Origin of the sequence: Pseudomonas sp. A25(2017), from assembly GCF_002001065.1 — a bacterium.
Classification (GTDB): Bacteria; Pseudomonadota; Gammaproteobacteria; order Pseudomonadales; family Pseudomonadaceae; genus Aquipseudomonas; species Aquipseudomonas kilonensis.
In genome coordinates, this window is the sequence record NZ_MUOA01000073.1 from 37,865 (window position 1) to 55,126 (window position 17,262).

General features: G+C 61.7%; 13 protein-coding genes. 2 read left to right on the top strand and 11 right to left on the bottom strand.

The genetic code is table 11. The features are described 5' to 3' along the window. Nucleotides 1–117: 117 nt before the first annotated feature. Nucleotides 118–1,518, top strand: coding sequence for a dihydrolipoyl dehydrogenase (gene lpdA / locus B0E42_RS18015; RefSeq protein ID WP_053186207.1), 1,401 nt, complete (start codon nt 118–120; stop codon nt 1,516–1,518). A 237-nt stretch (nt 1,519–1,755) separates the two neighbouring features. Here the strand turns inward: lpdA and B0E42_RS18020 are convergent, their stop codons facing one another. The 4 genes from B0E42_RS18020 to B0E42_RS18035 all read right to left on the bottom strand — a co-directional run bounded on the left by B0E42_RS18020 (nt 1,756) and on the right by B0E42_RS18035 (nt 6,946). Then, nucleotides 1,756–3,906, bottom strand: a complete 2,151-nt coding sequence (locus B0E42_RS18020) for a hypothetical protein (protein WP_053186203.1) — start codon at nt 3,904–3,906, stop codon at nt 1,756–1,758. Then, on the bottom strand, nt 3,893–5,086 hold the full coding sequence (locus B0E42_RS18025) for a DUF3142 domain-containing protein (protein ID WP_077506969.1): 1,194 nt from the start codon (nt 5,084–5,086) through the stop codon (nt 3,893–3,895). The genes B0E42_RS18020 and B0E42_RS18025 overlap by 14 nt, the downstream gene beginning before the upstream one ends. Nucleotides 5,087–5,291: 205 nt before the next feature. Further along, complete coding sequence (locus B0E42_RS18030; RefSeq protein ID WP_033062948.1) at nt 5,292–5,918, bottom strand: glutathione S-transferase family protein; 627 nt, start codon at nt 5,916–5,918, stop codon at nt 5,292–5,294. Nucleotides 5,919–6,043: 125 nt separating this feature from the next. Continuing rightward, nucleotides 6,044–6,946 carry a LysR family transcriptional regulator gene (locus tag B0E42_RS18035; RefSeq protein WP_077506970.1) on the bottom strand — a complete coding sequence of 301 codons (903 nt, stop codon included), beginning with the start codon at nt 6,944–6,946 and terminating at the stop codon, nt 6,044–6,046. A 325-nt stretch (nt 6,947–7,271) separates the two neighbouring features. Between B0E42_RS18035 and B0E42_RS18040 the strand changes: the two genes are divergently transcribed. Next, the gene (locus B0E42_RS18040) at nt 7,272–9,494 is read left to right on the top strand and encodes an LTA synthase family protein (protein WP_077506971.1); all 2,223 of its coding nucleotides are present in this window, start codon (nt 7,272–7,274) and stop codon (nt 9,492–9,494) included. A gap of 11 nt (nt 9,495–9,505) precedes the next feature. Here B0E42_RS18040 and nudK read toward each other — a convergent pair whose 3' ends face one another. The 7 genes from nudK to atpG all read right to left on the bottom strand — a co-directional run bounded on the left by nudK (nt 9,506) and on the right by atpG (nt 17,236). After that, complete coding sequence (nudK, locus tag B0E42_RS18045) at nt 9,506–10,102, bottom strand: GDP-mannose pyrophosphatase NudK (protein ID WP_053183253.1); 597 nt, start codon at nt 10,100–10,102, stop codon at nt 9,506–9,508. Between the two features lie 93 nt (nt 10,103–10,195). Further along, nucleotides 10,196–12,028 carry a glutamine--fructose-6-phosphate transaminase (isomerizing) gene (gene glmS / locus B0E42_RS18050; protein WP_077506972.1) on the bottom strand — a complete coding sequence of 611 codons (1,833 nt, stop codon included), beginning with the start codon at nt 12,026–12,028 and terminating at the stop codon, nt 10,196–10,198. 1 nt (nt 12,029) lies between these two features. Further along, on the bottom strand, nt 12,030–12,806 hold the full coding sequence (locus tag B0E42_RS18055) for a DeoR/GlpR family DNA-binding transcription regulator (protein WP_018613851.1): 777 nt from the start codon (nt 12,804–12,806) through the stop codon (nt 12,030–12,032). A 211-nt stretch (nt 12,807–13,017) separates the two neighbouring features. Beyond that, on the bottom strand, nt 13,018–14,385 hold the full coding sequence (glmU, locus tag B0E42_RS18060; protein ID WP_077506973.1) for a bifunctional UDP-N-acetylglucosamine diphosphorylase/glucosamine-1-phosphate N-acetyltransferase GlmU: 1,368 nt from the start codon (nt 14,383–14,385) through the stop codon (nt 13,018–13,020). Between the two features lie 115 nt (nt 14,386–14,500). After that, nucleotides 14,501–14,926, bottom strand: a complete 426-nt coding sequence (locus B0E42_RS18065) for a F0F1 ATP synthase subunit epsilon (RefSeq protein WP_003207087.1) — start codon at nt 14,924–14,926, stop codon at nt 14,501–14,503. Between the two features lie 45 nt (nt 14,927–14,971). After that, a complete protein-coding gene (gene atpD, locus B0E42_RS18070) occupies nt 14,972–16,348 on the bottom strand; it encodes a F0F1 ATP synthase subunit beta (RefSeq protein WP_003207089.1) in 1,377 nt (458 codons plus the stop codon). A 27-nt stretch (nt 16,349–16,375) separates the two neighbouring features. Continuing rightward, nucleotides 16,376–17,236: a F0F1 ATP synthase subunit gamma gene (gene atpG / locus B0E42_RS18075; protein WP_003207090.1), complete on the bottom strand. Its 861-nt coding sequence runs from the start codon at nt 17,234–17,236 to the stop codon at nt 16,376–16,378. Nucleotides 17,237–17,262: the final 26 nt, after the last annotated feature.

The following is a 17,262-nucleotide window of genomic DNA, read 5'->3' on the forward strand; positions in this document are numbered from 1 at the left end:
TTTGAATTCTTCATGCCAAGGCCCACGCTGGCCGCTTGACTTAAGCCTTGACCGAAATCTCTGGAAACGCTCATATTACGAGCATAATTTTTTATCAAGCCAAGCGGGAGAACAGCAATGAGCAACTACGACGTGATCATTCTGGGCGGCGGCCCCGGCGGGTATAACGCGGCGATTCGGGCCGGGCAGTTGGGGTTGAAAGCCGCCTGTGTCGAAGGCCGAGCCACCCTGGGCGGCACCTGCCTGAATGTCGGCTGTATGCCCTCCAAGGCCTTGCTGCATGCCTCGGAACTGTACGAAGCCGCCACGGGAGCGGAATTCGCCAATCTTGGCATTGAAGTCAGCCCCACCCTCAACCTTGCGCAGATGATGAAGCAGAAGGACGAAAGCGTGGCTGGCCTGACCAAGGGCATCGAGTTTCTGTTTCGCAAGAACAAGGTCGACTGGATCAAAGGCTGGGGCCACATCGACGGGCCCGGCAAGGTGACCGTTACCGGCGACGATGGCGCCAGGACCGAACTCAGCGCCAAGGACATCGTCATCGCCACCGGCTCGGAACCCATGCCCCTGCCAGGCGTGACCATCGATAACCAACGCATCCTCGACTCCACCGGCGCCTTGTCCCTGAGTGAAGTGCCCCGGCATCTGGTGGTGATCGGCGCTGGCGTCATCGGCCTTGAACTGGGTTCGGTCTGGCGGCGCCTGGGGGCCCAGGTGACCGTGGTGGAATACCTCGATCGCATCTGCCCGGGGGTAGATGGCGAGGCCGGCAAGACCCTGCAACGGGCCCTGAGTAAACAGGGCATCCAGTTCAAGTTGAGTTCGAAGGTCACCGGAGCCATTCCCTCGGCCAACGGCGTGCAATTGCAGATCGAACCGGCGGCGGGCGGCGAAGCACAGACCCTGGACGCCGATTACGTGCTGGTCGCCATCGGTCGTCGGCCTTACACGCAAGGGTTGGGGCTGGAGAACGTCGGGCTGAGCCCTGACAAACGCGGCATGCTCGCCAACCAGCATCACCGGACCGAAGCGCCCGGCGTCTGGGTCATCGGTGATGTGACGTCCGGACCGATGCTGGCCCACAAGGCCGAAGACGAAGCCATGGTCTGCATCGAACAGATCGCCGGCAAGGCTGCCGAGGTCAACTATGCGCTGATTCCCAGCGTCATCTACACCCGTCCGGAACTGGCCAGCGTCGGCAAGACCGAGGAACAACTCAAGGCCGAAGGCCGTGCCTACAAGGTCGGCAAGTTCCCCTTCACCGCCAACAGCCGAGCCAAGATCAACCACGAGACCGAAGGGTTCGCCAAGGTCCTGGCCGATGAACGCACCGATGAGATCCTTGGCGTGCACCTGGTAGGCCCGAGCGTCAGTGAGATGATCGGTGAATACTGCGTGGCCATGGAGTTCAGCGCCTCAGCCGAGGACATCGCCCTGACCTGCCACCCACACCCTACCCGCTCGGAGGCGTTACGCCAGGCGGCGATGAATGTGGAGGGGATGGCGACGCAGATGTAGGAACAACGCAAAGCTGGAAGGAACACTGTTTGGTCCGGGGGCATGGTTAACCTGTGGCGAGGGGATTTATCCCCGTTGGGCTGCGCAGCAGCCCCCCAAAACCAGGCAACTCGGTATGCCAGGAAGATTGAGTTAACTGCTTTTGGGGCTGCTGCGCAGCCCAGCGGGGATAAATCCCCTCGCCACAAAGGCCACCATGACCTCGGTCCAAACAACTGTGTTCGGCTGGCCGTTAGCTTAGCTGGTCGACATCCGTGCCTTGCGCCGGCGCCGGCTGATCAGCCCCAACGCCACCGCTACCAGCAGCACGGCCCCGCTCACCTCCAGCCAAACCTTGTAAGGTCGCAACGTCGAACGAATCGGGTCCAAGGCCTGCGTCACATAGCGTTTGTTCGCCTTGCTGAAGTCCGGTTCCTGGCATTGATGACCGAAATCGCCGGCCCAATCCACATACGGACCGTCCTTCACATAGCGTTGATACAGCGCGCTTTGTTCCTCAAGGCTGGAGTTGTACCCCACCCCTTTGCACAGCACCGCCGCAAAGGCCTGGCTGGTATGCGGCAAATGATCCGCCGCCTGGCTCGCCAGCGCCGTGGCGACAAACCGATAGTGATAACGCACCTCAGGCTGCGCCGCGCTGGCCTGCTGGCGTTGCACTTCGCCTTCGGCCACCAGCGGCCCGACCTTCAGTTCAACCGGTTCCAGGCTGTAGTTGCCGCCCAGGCTGGCGTAATCCGGCGCCATCTCATAGCCGAGCAACTCCATGCCCCATTTGCGCGCCATCCAGGACGCATTGAAATACGCCTCGGCCCGTCGGGTTGGCCACCATTTGGACTCCGCGTCCTGGCGCAATTGCCCATAGGCGCGGGCCTTGTTCTGCAGGTCCGCGTTATCGAAATAAGCCGGTGCCTCATCAAAGCGCCCTTCTCTCAACAACCTACGACCCAGCAGATTGCGCAGGCTCGCAGCCACCGGCAGCGGCACGTAGTTGTCCCGATCCTCCTGGCTCAACGCCGGTGGCGCCGGGACCTGGGCGTCGACGTACTGCTTGAGCTCATCCACCGTGAGCACACGCTCGGCGACGGCGGCAGCGTCGTACCAATAGTTGCTCTGGCCGCGATAGAGCTGATCGAAAGCTTGCAGGTAATCGCCGCGCTGCAGGGCCAGGATCGCGCTTTCACCTTCGACACGGCACTTGGGTTGCACCGACTCGTAGTTCCAATCCGGTGTGCGCCGGTTGCCCCAGGATTCATCGTTCGGAAAGGCCTGGGCGGCCTTGGCATAAGCCGCCGCCGCGGTCACTTTGTCGCCGTCGCGCAAGGCCAGCTTGGCACGCACCCACCAGGCCAGGCCGGTGTCGGAAGCCTTTTGCACAAAAGCCTGGGCGCTGGCGTAATCGCCGTGCTGGTAACTCACCGCCGCCAAACGGTCGGCGTCGTCCAGGTTGTCCCGGGCGCTGGCCTGCAACAGTTCGAACAGCCTTTTCTCGCCAGAGGGTTCTTCACCGTCCCACCAGCCGACGCGGCTGAGCAGGTAGGCGGTGACCAATCGCTGCACTGCCTTAGTCTTGAGCAGTTCGCTCAAGCGCGCATCCGGCTGGACGCTCAAATCACCGGCCAGTTGCAACAACGAGCTGTAGCCCACCGGGGAGCCTTGCAGGTTCTGGATCGCATACAGGCCGATGGCACTGTCCCAGTCGTCAGCGGTGTAGGCCACCCGGGCTTCTTCGCCAAGGCTGGCGATGCCCAGTTCCAGCGGATCGCTGAAGCCGGCAATGCTCAACTCGCGGGCCTGGCGAAACGCTGCTCGCGCCTGGTCCTGCAAAACCACAGGGTCGCCGCTGCCGGCCTCGGTGCTCACGGCGAACAAGGCCCGCCCCAGGGAGTACGCGGCCCAGGTGCTGCGCAACCGACGTTGGTCGGCCGGTAACGCCAGCAACTGCTGGAACGCGTCCACGGCACGCTGATGCTCGCCGACGTTAAAAGCCGCCGCGCCAATCGCATACAGGCGCAGTTCATCAGGCAGATTGGCCGCTTCGGTTGCCACCTGGTCGACATCGGTCAGGGCCCGCAGGCGCTCCACCACCGCTTGCTGCGGCGGGGTCAGGCCGATCTGCTCAGCCTTGTTGCGTTGTTCAACGTAGGAAGGCAGGTCGTCATAGCTGTAGTCCGGGTTACGCGTTGCCTCGGTGGCCGGCTTGAGCCCGGCAATCGCCTGGCCTAGGCGGCTGACCTCAAAGCGAAAGCTGCCTTCGGGCAATTCGGCCAGCGACTGGGCGCGGTTATCCAGCAGACGCATCGGGAAATCCGGCCCGCAGGCCAGCGCCGGGCCCAGCGGCAGGCAAAGGCTCAGGCACAGTAGGTGACGAGGCCACTTACGGGTAAACATTGAAACCTCCTTGGTCAATTTTCGTACAGCGCGCCCAGCCGATTGCCCGTTGGCTGCCAGCAGCCAAGCGGCCTTCCTGAATGCGGGTGAAGGTAAGCAGTCCGGGGGTTTGTTGCAACGTATAACCGGCCAGGGCATCGACGCCGTCACACGCGCCAACAGCCAGCGTCAGGCGCTGGGGCCAGGGGCTGTCGAGATTGCCCTGGTTAACCAGGCGGATATCGTACAAACCACCCTGCTCTCCCCACTGCAACGCCAGGCGACTGGCCAGGTTGTCGCCCCGGGCGACGGCGCCGAGCGTGGTCAGGCTCCACGCCCTTCGGTCGCCGGCCAGCGGCAGGCGAAACCAGATCAGCCCCGCGAGATGTTGCGGCGGATCGGCACGCAAATCTGCCGCAAGCCCGGCCACTTGTTGCGGATCGGCCAGCAACTCCCGCCGCTCGCCACCGCGATCGATCGGCACTTCGCTTTCCACCACCGGAACGCCACTCTCCTGGGTCAGCAGCGCCACGCCGTACGCCGGCAGGGCCAGATAAAACGGCCGTGTGGTGACATCGCTCCAACGTTGCGCCCAGTGCCGGGCCTGTTTCGGATCGAACAAGCCCTGCCTGGGGTCGCTCACCGCGTGGACCTGCAGCACGCTGCTGTCCACCGTTTCCAACAAGCCAGGCAAGGCGGGGCTGTCGAGCCAGGCCGGTAGCGCGGTAATACTCAGCCGCACATTGGCCGGCAGGGCTTGCCGCAGTTGGCCGAGGAACTTTTCATAAGCCGGCAACCGTGCGTTGCCCGCATCGTGGTCGATTTCTACCCCCACCGGGGTCAGGCCTTGGGCTTGCCAATCGCCCAGCACCTGCTGGATCTGCGCGATCACCTCGTCCTGGTCCAAAGCCTTGAGCTGACCGTCCAGGCGAATCACAGCGATCAGCGGACGGCCGTCAGCCTTGAGCAAGAGCGGATTGATCCGCGCACGGCTCCAGCCCGCCCCGGGAAAAGCCTGCAACGCCAGCACCCGCAGCGTGGAAAAATCGCCCTGGCTTTGGCGCAGCGCCAGCGCGTGGGCCGGGGTCCATTGGCGTTGCCAGATATAGAGCTGCTGATCGAGGGCCGGGGCCGGGGATTGTTCGCAGCCCCCCAAAAACAACACGGCGAGGGCCAGGGAGAGCCGGAAAAGAAAAGTCATGGAGCCTCACCACCCATCAAAGCCCGGCAGATTACCGCCACTTGGGGTCGAAGCGGAAATGGTGCAGAGGGGATTTGATCCTACTGTGGGAGCAAAGCTTGCTCGCGAAACAGACGCCTCGATCTATGAAGGACCGCAGTGCCTTCATCGCGGGCAAGCCTTGCTCCCACAGTGAAGATAAATCCCCTCGCCACCGGGCTCCGTGTCAGGCGTGCTTTTGCAACCCGACAACCGTACGCGGCATGCCCACGAACCCGGGCAAGGCTTCGATCCGCGCCAGCCAGGCCCGTACATTGGCATAGTCGTCCAACGACACATTGCCTTCCGGTGCGTGGGCGATGTAACTGTAGCCGGCGATGTCCGCGACGGTTGCAGCGTCACCCGCCAGATAAGCACGGCTGCTCAATTCTTGATCAATGACTTTCAGCACGTTGTGAGAACGGGCAATCACGTCCTCGGCGTTGTAGGCCGCACCAAACACCGTGATCAGCCTCGCCGTGGCCGGCCCCGCATGGATCGGCCCGGCCGCCGCCGACAGCCAGCGCTGCACCCGGGCGGCGCCGATCGGATCGGTCGGCAGCCAGCGGCCCTTGCCGTATTTGTGCGCCAGGTACACCAGGATCGCGTTGGAGTCCGCCAGCACAACGCCGTCATCGTCAATGACCGGCACTTGGCCAAACGCATTGAGCGCCAGGAAATCCGCCTGTTTGTGCGCGCCCTTGGCCAAGTCGACGAAGACTTCTTCGACAGGCAGCCCGAGCAACGAAAGCATCAGTTGAACGCGATGGGAATGGCCGGAAAGCGGGAAGTGATAGTGCTTGATAGGGTTCATGGTCGACTCCGCTGCAAGTGACGCCATCAGCACAACGGCGTCGATGGGGTCATCTTCCGCTCCAGGCAAAACCAAGAGAATCCCCCAGAAATGCAATCCATTGTTTCAGCCAGAGAAACAATGCTTCAGCCGCTCAAGGCCGGATGTTCGCGCAATGCACTGACGATGAAATCGACAAAACTGCGGACCCGCGCCGGCGCATTGCGCCCGCCCTGATACACCACATGGATCGGCAGAGGCGGCAATTCGAAATCGGCCAGGACGATTTCCAATTCCCCGGCCGCCACGTTGCCTGCCACTTGGTAAGACAGGACACGCGTCATCCCCAGCCCCTGGCAGGCCGCCGTGATCGCGGCCTGGTTGGCCGTCACCACCAGCCGAGGCACGGGCCGGACGGCCAACGGTTGGCCTGAATCGATGAAGGTCCAGCTTTTGACCTGGCCAATGGCCGACGACGCCACCACGGGCATTCGCTCCAAGTCCTCCGGATGCCGGGGCAGCCCGTGGCGCGCGAAGAAATCCGGGGCGCCGCACACCACCCGCCGCACTTCACCGACACGCACAGCGTGCAGGTTGCTGTCCGGCAGCTCGCCAATGCGCAAGGCAACATCGATGCCCTCCTCCACCAGGCTGACCGTACGATCCAACAACAAGGCGTTGATGCTGACCTCGGGGAACCGGTGCAAGTAATCCACCAGCAGCGGCGTGACGAATAACTGACCGAACAGCACCGGTGCGGTAATCGTCAATTGCCCACGGGGCTGGACGTGGCTGCCGGCCGCCGAATCCTCGGCTTCCTGCAAATCGCTCAGGATCCGGCGACAGTCCTCGAGAAAGCGCTGGCCGGCTTCGCTCAGGTACACATTGCGGGTGGAGCGCACCAACAACGGCGTGCCGATGCGTTGCTCTAACGCTGCCACCGCCCGCGTGACACTGGCCGCCGACAGCCCCAGGCGCCGCGCTGCCGCCGAAAACCCCGACTCCTGGGCCACGGCGAGGAAAACCTGCATTTCCTGGAACCTGTCCATCCATCCCCCGATGAGAAATCCTGATACAAGTTTTCTGCGCGTCTCAAAGCAGCGCTACGCGGCCATTGTAGAGGCCTGGGCCAGTGAACCACAGCGTAGCGCAGCCAGACACCGGGACATTGGCTCGGCCAGGGGCGATTGCCCTTGGTACCATCCCTCTTCATGACAGTTTCATGACTTGAGAATGACCTGGACCTGGTGGGAGCGGGCTTGCTCGCGAAGGCGGTATTTCAGTTGACGAGGATGCTGACTGGCACAACGCCTTCGCGAGCAAGCCCGCTCTCACAGGGTTGCCTGGCTCGCACCCATCGAAAGGCCTGCTTTTGTGAACGTTCTTTATCGCGCTTCAACCCATCCGCGCGCCGCCCTCATCGCCCTGATTGGCTGCGTACTACTCGTCCCCATGGGCCTGCGTCTCGCCCTCGGCTGGTCCGACCCGCTGGGTTATCTCTCGGACCTGGGTATCGGCGGGTTGCTGATCGTGCTGCTCCATCACCGTCCCGGGTGGCTGGCGTTCCCGGTATTGCTGGCCTGGAGCACGTTGACGCTGGCCAGCATCGAGCTGGTCAGCGCGGTCGGGCGGATGCCCAATCCTTCGGACATTCTTTATCTGACCGACCCGCAGTTCGTTGAAAACTCCACCCGCGGCGGCTTTTCCCATCCATGGCTGGCGGCGATCCAGTTGGCCGCGCTGGCGTTCTGGTTGATGACCCAATGGACCAACCGCCCACGCCAAGCGCCACGCTTGCCTCGCCACGCCTGGGCCGTGCCCGTGTTGCTCCTGCTGAGCCACGGCGCGCTGCAAGCCTGGCGCCCCAGCGAGGCGGACCAATGGAACGTGTTCAACCTGCCCCACCAACTCGTCACGGCGGGTATCGCCGCCGGGCAGGATCAGGCCCGACAATGGCTCGACGGCGATGCCGTGGACCCCGCCCCGCCCATGGCAGGGCTGACCCGCCTGGACCTCGATGGCAACAGACTGCTGGCCGAACCCGGGCGTGCGCGCAACGTCCTGGTCATCGCCCTGGAGGGCATTCCCGGCGCCTATGTGGGCGCCAACCGTCAGGCCTTGAAAAGCAGCTATCAGGAGAACCTGATGCCGCACCTCAGCGCCTGGGCCGAGCGCGGCATGAACACCCCCGATTACGTCCTGCACAGCCACCAGACCATCCGGGGCTTGTACGCGATGCTGTGTGGCGACTACGACAAGCTCGACAACGGCACGCCCAAAGGCGTCGAAATGCTCAACCAGAGCCAGCGTAACCAAGCCTGCCTGCCAGCCCAGTTGCGCCAGAACGGCTTTTCCACCCACTTCCTGCAGGGCGCGGGCCTGCGGTTCATGGCCAAGGACCGGATCATGCCGCACATCGGTTTCGACACGACCTTGGGCATGGAATGGTTCACTCGCCCCGCCTACCTGGAATTCCCTTGGGGCAAGGACGACAAGACCTTCTTCGAAGGCGCGCTGGACTACGTCGGGCAACTGCAACAAGCGGACAAACCCTGGATGCTGACCCTGTTGACCGTGGGCACGCACCAGCCCTACTCGGCCCCAGATGACTACCTGCAACGCTACGACACCGCCAAGCAGGCGGCGGTGGGTTACCTGGACGACGCCCTGGAGAACTTCCTGGCGGGCCTGGAACGCCAGGGCATCCTGGACAACACCCTGGTGGTCATCACCTCGGACGAATCCCATGGCATCGACGACGTGCGGCTGGCCTCGTCCTGGGGGTTCAACCTGACGCTGGCGCCGGAACCGTTGCCCCGGATCAAGTCAGGCACCTACGGCCATGTCGACCTGACCGCCTCGATCCTCGATTACTTCGGCTTTACGGTGCCCACGTCGTTGTCTGGCCGCTCGATGTTCAGGGACTACCCGACGGGCCGGGAAATCATGTCGTTCACCAACGGCAAGCTGCGCTACCACGATGGCAAGGGCACGTTTACCGAATGCGATTTTCTCCAACATTGCCGTGACTACACCAGCGAAGGCTTCATCGCCGACCGTGCCACCTATGGCGGGCAATACAGCGGCCAGCGCGCCAGGCTGATCGGCGCCCGGGCCACGGCCCTGGACCAGACCCTGTTGCGCACGCCCTTGAACCAGCATTATCAGTTCGGCGGCGCGGATAAAATCCCGCTGCCGGCCCAGGTCATCGACGACTGGGCCGACAACCTGATCGGTGCCCAGTACCTGGAAATGCCCAAGGGTTCACAGACCCGCGTCAGCCTGACCATCCGCGCCGTCGAGGCTGACCATGCCGCCTACATTTCCCTCAAGGCCAAGGAATTAGAGCAGGATGTGCCGATGGACCTGCCGACAGACGTGGTGGTGACCCCCGACCAGCCGCTGGTGATGAACCTCCGTTTCGACAACCCACAGCAACGCAAGATGTTTTCCTTCCATCTGCTCGGTCATGGGGTCGGCGCCATCGAGATCAGCGACTTCAGCGTCGTGACCGAGCTGCCGGACCAGACGGACCAGACGGACCAGCCGCAATACCTGGACGATATGCAGGAAGACAGCGAGGCCCAATCCAGCTGAAAAAAACGCGGCTAATCCAGCAACCGATGCAGCTTGGCGTACTGCAACAGCATGATGGTCTTGCCGTCGCAAATCTCCCCGGTCTCGATCATGCCCAAGGCCTGGTCGAGGGACAGCTCCAGCACTTCGATCTCTTCGCCCTCGGCTTCCAGGCCGCCGCCTGCGTGCTGCTTGTCTTCATCGAAGTACTCGCCGACGAAAAAATGCACCCGTTCAGTCACCGAACCCGGGCTCATGAAGGCTTCGAACACCTTGCGCACGTCCTGGATGATATAGCCGGTTTCCTCCTGGGTTTCCTTGCGAATGCAGGTGTGCGGGTCGTCGTTGTCCAACAGGCCGGCGCAGGTTTCGATCAACAGGTCATCGTGCCCGTTGACGAAGGCCGGGAAGCGGAATTGCCGGGTCAACACCACGGTCTGCTTGGCTTTGCTGTACAGCAGGATGGTGGCGCCGTTGCCACGGTCGTAGGTCTCGCGCGTCAGCTCGCGCCATTGGCCATTGCGGCCGAGGTAGTCATAGGTGGTCTTGCGCAGCACGTACCAATCATCCGAGAGGACTTCGACGTGCTTGATGCGTACCCGATCCTTGATGCTGATTGCCTGTGTCATTTGCCCACTCCGTTAGGGACCAGTGGCCACAGGCACAACCATGGCCTGCCAGCCTGTCGAATTGAATCGGCAGGCTAGCAGAAGCGCCATGAATCACTCCACCGTCACAGACTTCGCCAAATTGCGCGGCTGGTCCACATCGGTACCCTTGAGCACAGCGACGTAGTACGACAGCAGCTGCAACGGGATGGTGTAGAGGATCGGCGACAGGATGTCGTGGATGTGCGGCATGTGCACCACGTGGGTGCCTTCGCCATTGGTCATGCCGGCCTTCTCGTCAGCAAAGACAATCAACTGGCCGCCACGGGCGCGCACTTCCTGCAGGTTGGACTTGAGCTTTTCCAGCAGCTCGTTGTTCGGCGCGACGGTGACCACCGGCATGTCGTTATCCACAAGCGCCAGCGGGCCGTGCTTGAGCTCGCCGGCCGGGTAGGCCTCGGCGTGGATGTAGGAGATTTCCTTGAGCTTCAAGGCCCCTTCCATCGCCACCGGGAATTGCGCGCCACGGCCCAGGAACAGGGTGTGGTTCTTCTCGGCGAACAGCTCGGCGATTTTTTCCACGGTGCCGTCCATGGCCAAGGCTTCGCCCAGGCGGGCCGGCAGGCGACGCAGTTCTTCCACCAGCTTGGCCTCGACGCCTTCACCCAGGGTGCCGCGCACCTGGCCCAGGGACAGCGTCAGCAACAGCAGCCCCACCAGCTGCGTGGTGAACGCCTTGGTCGACGCCACACCGATCTCACGCCCGGCCTGGGTCAGCAGGGTCAGGTCGGACTCGCGCACCAGCGAGCTGATGCCCACGTTGCAGATCGCCAGGCTGGCGAGGAAACCCAGTTCCTTGGCATTGCGCAGGGCGGCCAGAGTGTCGGCAGTTTCGCCGGACTGGGAAATGGTGACGAACAGTGAATCGGGTTGCACCACGACTTTGCGATAGCGGAACTCGCTGGCCACTTCGACCTGGCACGGAATACCCGCCAGCTCTTCCAGCCAGTAACGGGCGACCATGCCGGCGTGATAACTGGTGCCGCAGGCCACGATTTGCACGTTGCGGACCTTGGCGAACAATTCGGCCGCTTGTGGACCGAAGGCCTGGACCAGCACCTGTTCCTGACTCATGCGTCCTTCCAGGGTGCGCTGCACAACGGCCGGTTGCTCGTGGATTTCCTTGAGCATGTAATGGCGGAACTCGCCCTTGTCGGCGGCTTCGGCACCGTCGCGGTACTGAACGGTCTCGCGCTCCACGCTTTTGCCATCGAGGTCCCAGATCTGCACGCTGTCGCGACGAATCTCGGCGATATCGCCTTCTTCCAGGTACATGAAGCGATCAGTGACCTGACGCAGCGCCAGTTGATCGGACGCCAGGAAGTTTTCCCCCAGGCCCAGGCCGATCACCAGCGGGCTGCCACTGCGGGCTGCTACCAGGCGATCCGGTTGTTTCGCGCTGATCACCGCCAAGCCGTAGGCCCCGTGCAGTTCCTTGACCGTTGCCTTGAGGGCCACGGTCAGGTCCGCCAGATCCTTGAGCTTGTGGGTGAGCAAATGGGCAATGACTTCGGTGTCGGTATCGGAAGTGAACACATAGCCGAGCGCCTTCAGCTGTTCGCGCAACGCTTCATAGTTCTCGATGATGCCGTTGTGCACCACCGCCAGGTCGCCGGAGAAATGCGGATGGGCGTTACGCTCGCACGGCGCGCCATGGGTGGCCCAACGGGTATGGGCAATGCCCAGGCGACCGACCAGCGGTTCGGCGTCCAGCGCTCGTTCCAGTTCGCTGACCTTGCCTGGACGACGCATGCGCTCAAGCTTTTCGTCGTTGGTGAAAACCGCCACGCCGGCGCTGTCATAGCCGCGATATTCAAGACGCTTGAGGCCCTCAAGCAAGATGGCAGTGATGTTGCGTTCCGCTACGGCGCCGACAATTCCACACATGCTATTTCTCCTGGCTGACAGGCGCGCAGATCACGGTGATGCCGCGGGCCTGAATCTGATCGCGGGCCTCTACGGGCAGGCGATCATCGGTAATGAGGGTATGGACGCTGCTCCACGGCAGTTCCAGATTGGGGATCTTGCGGCCGATCTTGTCGGCCTCCACCATCACGATCACTTCCCGGGCAACCTCAGCCATCACACGGCTCAGGCCCAGCAGTTCGTTGAAGGTGGTGGTACCTCGAACCAGATCGAGGCCGTCGGCACCGATGAACAGCTGGTCGAAATCGTAGGAACGCAGAACCTGCTCGGCCACCTGGCCCTGGAACGACTCGGAGTGAGGGTCCCAAGTGCCGCCAGTCATCAACAGCACCGGCTCGTGCTCCAGTTCGCTCAAGGCATTGGCAACGTGCAGGGAATTGGTCATCACTACCAGGCCCGGCTGTTGGCCGAGTTGCGGAATCATGGCCGCCGTGGTGCTGCCGCTGTCGATGATGATACGCGCGTGCTCGCGGATCCGCTTCACGGCGGCCCGGGCAATGGCCAGTTTGTACTTGGAGACGGCTTGCCCGTTATCGGCCACCAACTCCTGCGGCATCGGTACCGCGCCACCGTAGCGACGCAGCAGCAGGCCGTTGGTTTCCAGGGCGGCGAGGTCCTTGCGAATCGTAACTTCCGAGGTTTCGAAGCGCTTGGCCAACTCATCCACACTGACCTCGCCCTGCTCTTGGAGCAAAGCAAGGATGTTGTGACGGCGCTGTGGCGTGTTGCGTTTCGACATGGCGGCTTAAGTTTCGATTCGAAAGATAACGTAAGCAATCAAAACCTATTGAAGCGATATCGTCAAGGCGCCAGAAGAAAAATTCAGAAATCACGCAAATCGAATGTGGGAGCGGGCTTGCTCGCGAATGCGTTGGGTCAGCAACGAATTAATTGGCTGAACCACCGCTTTCGCAAGCAAGCCCGCTCCCACAAGGGGGATGTGGATAACTTCAGGATTTCTTGATTTTCTCCGGCCGCTTCCAGCCGTCGATGTTGCGTTGGCGGGCGCGTCCGACTGCCAATTGGCCTTTATCCACATTCTGGGTAAGGGTCGAACCGGCTGCCGTGGTCGCACCGCTGGAGATATCCACAGGTGCTACCAAGGAGTTGTTCGAGCCGATGAACACATCTTCGCCCAACACGGTTTTCCACTTGTTGGCGCCATCGTAGTTGCAGGTAATGGTCCCGGCGCCAATGTTGGTGCGGGCGCCGACTTCAGCGTCACCGAGGTAGGTCAGGTGCCCGGCCTTGGCGCCTTCGCCCAGATGAGCGTTTTTCAGTTCAACGAAGTTACCCACATGGGCACGGGCTTCCAGCACCGAACCCGGGCGCAGGCGGGCAAACGGGCCGGCGTCGCTGCCCTCCCCCATGATCGCACCGTCGAGATGGCTGTTGGCTTTGATCACCACGCCTTTGCGCAGGGTGCTGTCCTTGATCACGCAGTTCGGGCCGATGACCACGTCGTCTTCGATGACAACCTTGCCTTCGAGGATGACGTTGATGTCGATGACCACGTCGCGACCCACGCTGACGTCACCGCGCACGTCGAAACGGGCCGGATCGCGCAGGGTCACGCCTTGGGCCATCAGGCGGCGGGCGGCGCGCAATTGATAATGGCGCTCCAGCTCGGCCAGTTGCCGGCGATCGTTGGCGCCCTGCACTTCCATGGCGTCCAATGGTTGCTCGGTAGCAACGACAAGCCCGTCAGCAACGGCCATGGCAATCACGTCGGTCAGGTAGTACTCGCCCTGGGCGTTGTTGTTCGACAGACGACTCATCCAGTCACCCAGGCGCTCGGCCGGCACGGCCAGAATCCCGGTGTTGCCTTCAGTGATCGCGCGCTGGGCTTCGTTGGCGTCCTTCTGCTCGACAATCGCCATCACCTGGCCGTCGGCGTTGCGCACAATGCGGCCGTAACCGGTGGGGTCATCCAGCTCGACGGTCAGCAAGCCCAACTGCTGTGGGGCAACGTGCTTGAGCAGGCGCTGCAAGGTCTCGACTTCGATCAGCGGCACATCGCCGTAGAGAATCAGCACCGTATCGGCGGTGATGAACGGCACGGCCTGGGCCACCGCATGGCCTGTGCCCAGTTGTTTGTCCTGCAGGACGAAATTCAGGTCATCGGCGGCCAGGCGTTCGCGCACCGCATCGGCACCGTGGCCGATCACCACGTGAATGCGCTGTGGATCAAGTTGCCGGGCGCTGTGGATAACATGGCCGAGCATGGAATTGCCGGCTACCGGGTGCAAGACCTTGGGCAGCGCCGAACGCATGCGGGTGCCTTGACCGGCCGCGAGGATAACGATTTCGAGAGACATGACTGGCTACCAATCCTGGGTGGTCAGCGGCTGCGACCAGATGATGAGTATCGGGAAAAGAAAAAAGGGTAGCCGAGGCTACCCTTTTTAATCAATCGCACAGAAAGCAGACGGCTTAGCCGCCGAACTTCTTGCGGATCTGCTGGACGGTGCGCAGCTGGGCTGCGGCCTCGGCCAGACGTGCAGCAGCAGAACCGTAATCGAACTCCGCGCCACGCTCGTGCAGGGCCTTCTCGGCAGCCTTGACGGCTTCCTGAGCGGAGGCTTCGTCCAGGTCGGCAGCACGTTGCACAGTGTCGGCAAGGACCTTGACCATGTTCGGCTGAACCTCGAGGAAACCACCGGAGATGTAATACACCTCGGCTTCCCCGCCCTGCTTGATCAAGCGGATCGGACCCGGTTTCAGATTAGTGATCAGCGGTGCGTGACCCAGAGCGATACCAAGATCACCCAGCTCACCATGCGCAATCACCATCTCGACCAGACCGGAGAAGATTTCCCCTTCCGCACTGACGATATCGCAATGGACTGTCATAGCCATCTGATTGCCTCAACCTAAATTAGCGCCCGTTGCCGGGCGCCGGGATTACAGTTTCTTGGCTTTCTCGATCGCTTCTTCGATGCCGCCGACCATGTAGAACGCTTGTTCTGGCAGGTGGTCGTAGTCACCGTTGAGGATGCCTTTGAAGCCAGCAATGGTGTCTTTCAGGGAAACGTATTTACCCGAGGCACCGGTGAAGACTTCAGCCACGAAGAACGGCTGCGACAAGAAGCGCTGGATCTTACGAGCGCGGGATACCAACTGCTTGTCGGCTTCCGACAGCTCGTCCATACCCAGGATCGCGATGATGTCCTTCAGCTCTTTGTAGCGCTGCAGCACGTACTGGACGCCGCGAGCGGTGTCGTAGTGCTCCTGGCCGATCACGTTCGGATCCAGCTGGCGCGAAGTCGAGTCCAGTGGGTCAACCGCTGGGTAGATACCCAGGGAAGCGATGTCACGGGACAGAACGACGGTGGCGTCCAAGTGGGCGAAGGTGGTCGCTGGCGACGGGTCGGTCAAGTCATCCGCAGGTACGTATACCGCTTGGATCGAAGTGATCGAACCTTCCTTGGTCGAAGTGATACGTTCTTGCAGAACGCCCATCTCTTCAGCCAGGGTCGGCTGGTAACCTACTGCCGAAGGCATACGGCCCAGCAGTGCGGATACTTCGGTACCGGCCAGGGTGTAACGGTAGATGTTGTCGACGAACAGCAGAACGTCGTTACCTTCGTCACGGAACTTCTCGGCCATGGTCAGGCCGGTCAGGGCTACGCGCAGACGGTTGCCCGGCGGCTCGTTCATCTGGCCATAGACCAGTGCCACTTTGTCCAGAACGTTGGAATCCTTCATCTCGTGGTAGAAGTCGTTACCCTCACGAGTACGCTCACCCACACCGGCGAACACGGAATAACCGCTGTGCTCGATGGCGATGTTACGGATCAGTTCCATCATGTTTACGGTCTTGCCTACACCGGCACCACCGAACAGACCGACTTTACCGCCCTTGGCGAACGGGCAAACCAGGTCGATAACCTTGATGCCGGTTTCCAGCAGGTCGTTGCCGCCTGCCTGTTCAGCGAAGGATGGCGCAGGACGGTGAATGCCCCAGCGCTCTTCGGTGTCGATCGGACCCGCTTCGTCGATCGGGTTACCCAGTACGTCCATGATCCGGCCCAGGGTCGCTTTACCGACCGGTACGGAGATGGCTGCGCCAGAGTCGATAACGTCCAGACCGCGCTTCAAGCCTTCGGTAGAACCCATCGCAATGGTACGAACGATGCCGTCGCCCAGCTGCTGCTGAACTTCCAGGGTAGTTTCCGCGCCTTGTACTTTCAGCGCGTTGTAGATGCTCGGTACGCTGTCGCGTGGAAATTCCACGTCGATAACGGCGCCGATGATTTGAACGATACGTCCGCTACTCATAGCTGGATCCTCTGAATATTTGAACCGTTAAACCGCGGCAGCGCCGCCGACGATTTCCGAGATCTCTTGGGTGATCGCAGCCTGACGCGCCTTGTTGTAGATCAGCTGCAAATCGCTGATCAAATCACCGGCGTTGTCGGTAGCGTTCTTCATCGCGATCATCCGCGCTGCTTGTTCAGCTGCGTTGTTCTCGACCACCGCCTGGTAGACCTGCGACTCCACGTAGCGGACCATCAAGCCGTCAAGCAGCTCCTTGGCATCCGGTTCGTAGAGATAGTCCCAGTGGTGCTTGAGTTCCTGTTCCGGGGTCGCCACCAGTGGGATCAATTGCTCCACGGTTGGCTGTTGCGTCATGGTGTTGATGAACTTGTTGGATACCACGGACAGGCGGTCAATCCGGCCTTCCAGGTAAGCATCCAGCATCACCTTGACGCTGCCGATCAGGTCATTGATCGACGGTTCTTCACCCAGGTGGCTGATAGCAGCGACGACGTTGCCGCCGAAGTTGCGGAAGAAAGCCGCACCCTTGCTACCAATCACGCACAGATCGATCTCGACGCCTTGTTCGCGGTTTACAGCCATGTCCTTGACCAGGGCCTTGAACAGGTTGGTGTTCAAGCCACCACACAGACCACGGTCACTGCTCACCACGACGTAACCGACGCGCTTGATAGCACGGTCGATCATGAACGGGTGGCGATATTCCGGGTTGGCGTTGGCCAGATGACCAATAACCTGGCGGATGCGCTCCGCATAAGGGCGGCTAGCAGCCATGCGCATTTGTGCCTTGCGCATTTTGCTGACCGCCACTTTTTCCATGGCGCTGGTAATTTTTTGCGTGCTTTTGATGCTCGCAATCTTACTGCGAATCTCTTTTGCGCCTGCCATGTAACACCTATCAGGTTAGCAAGCGG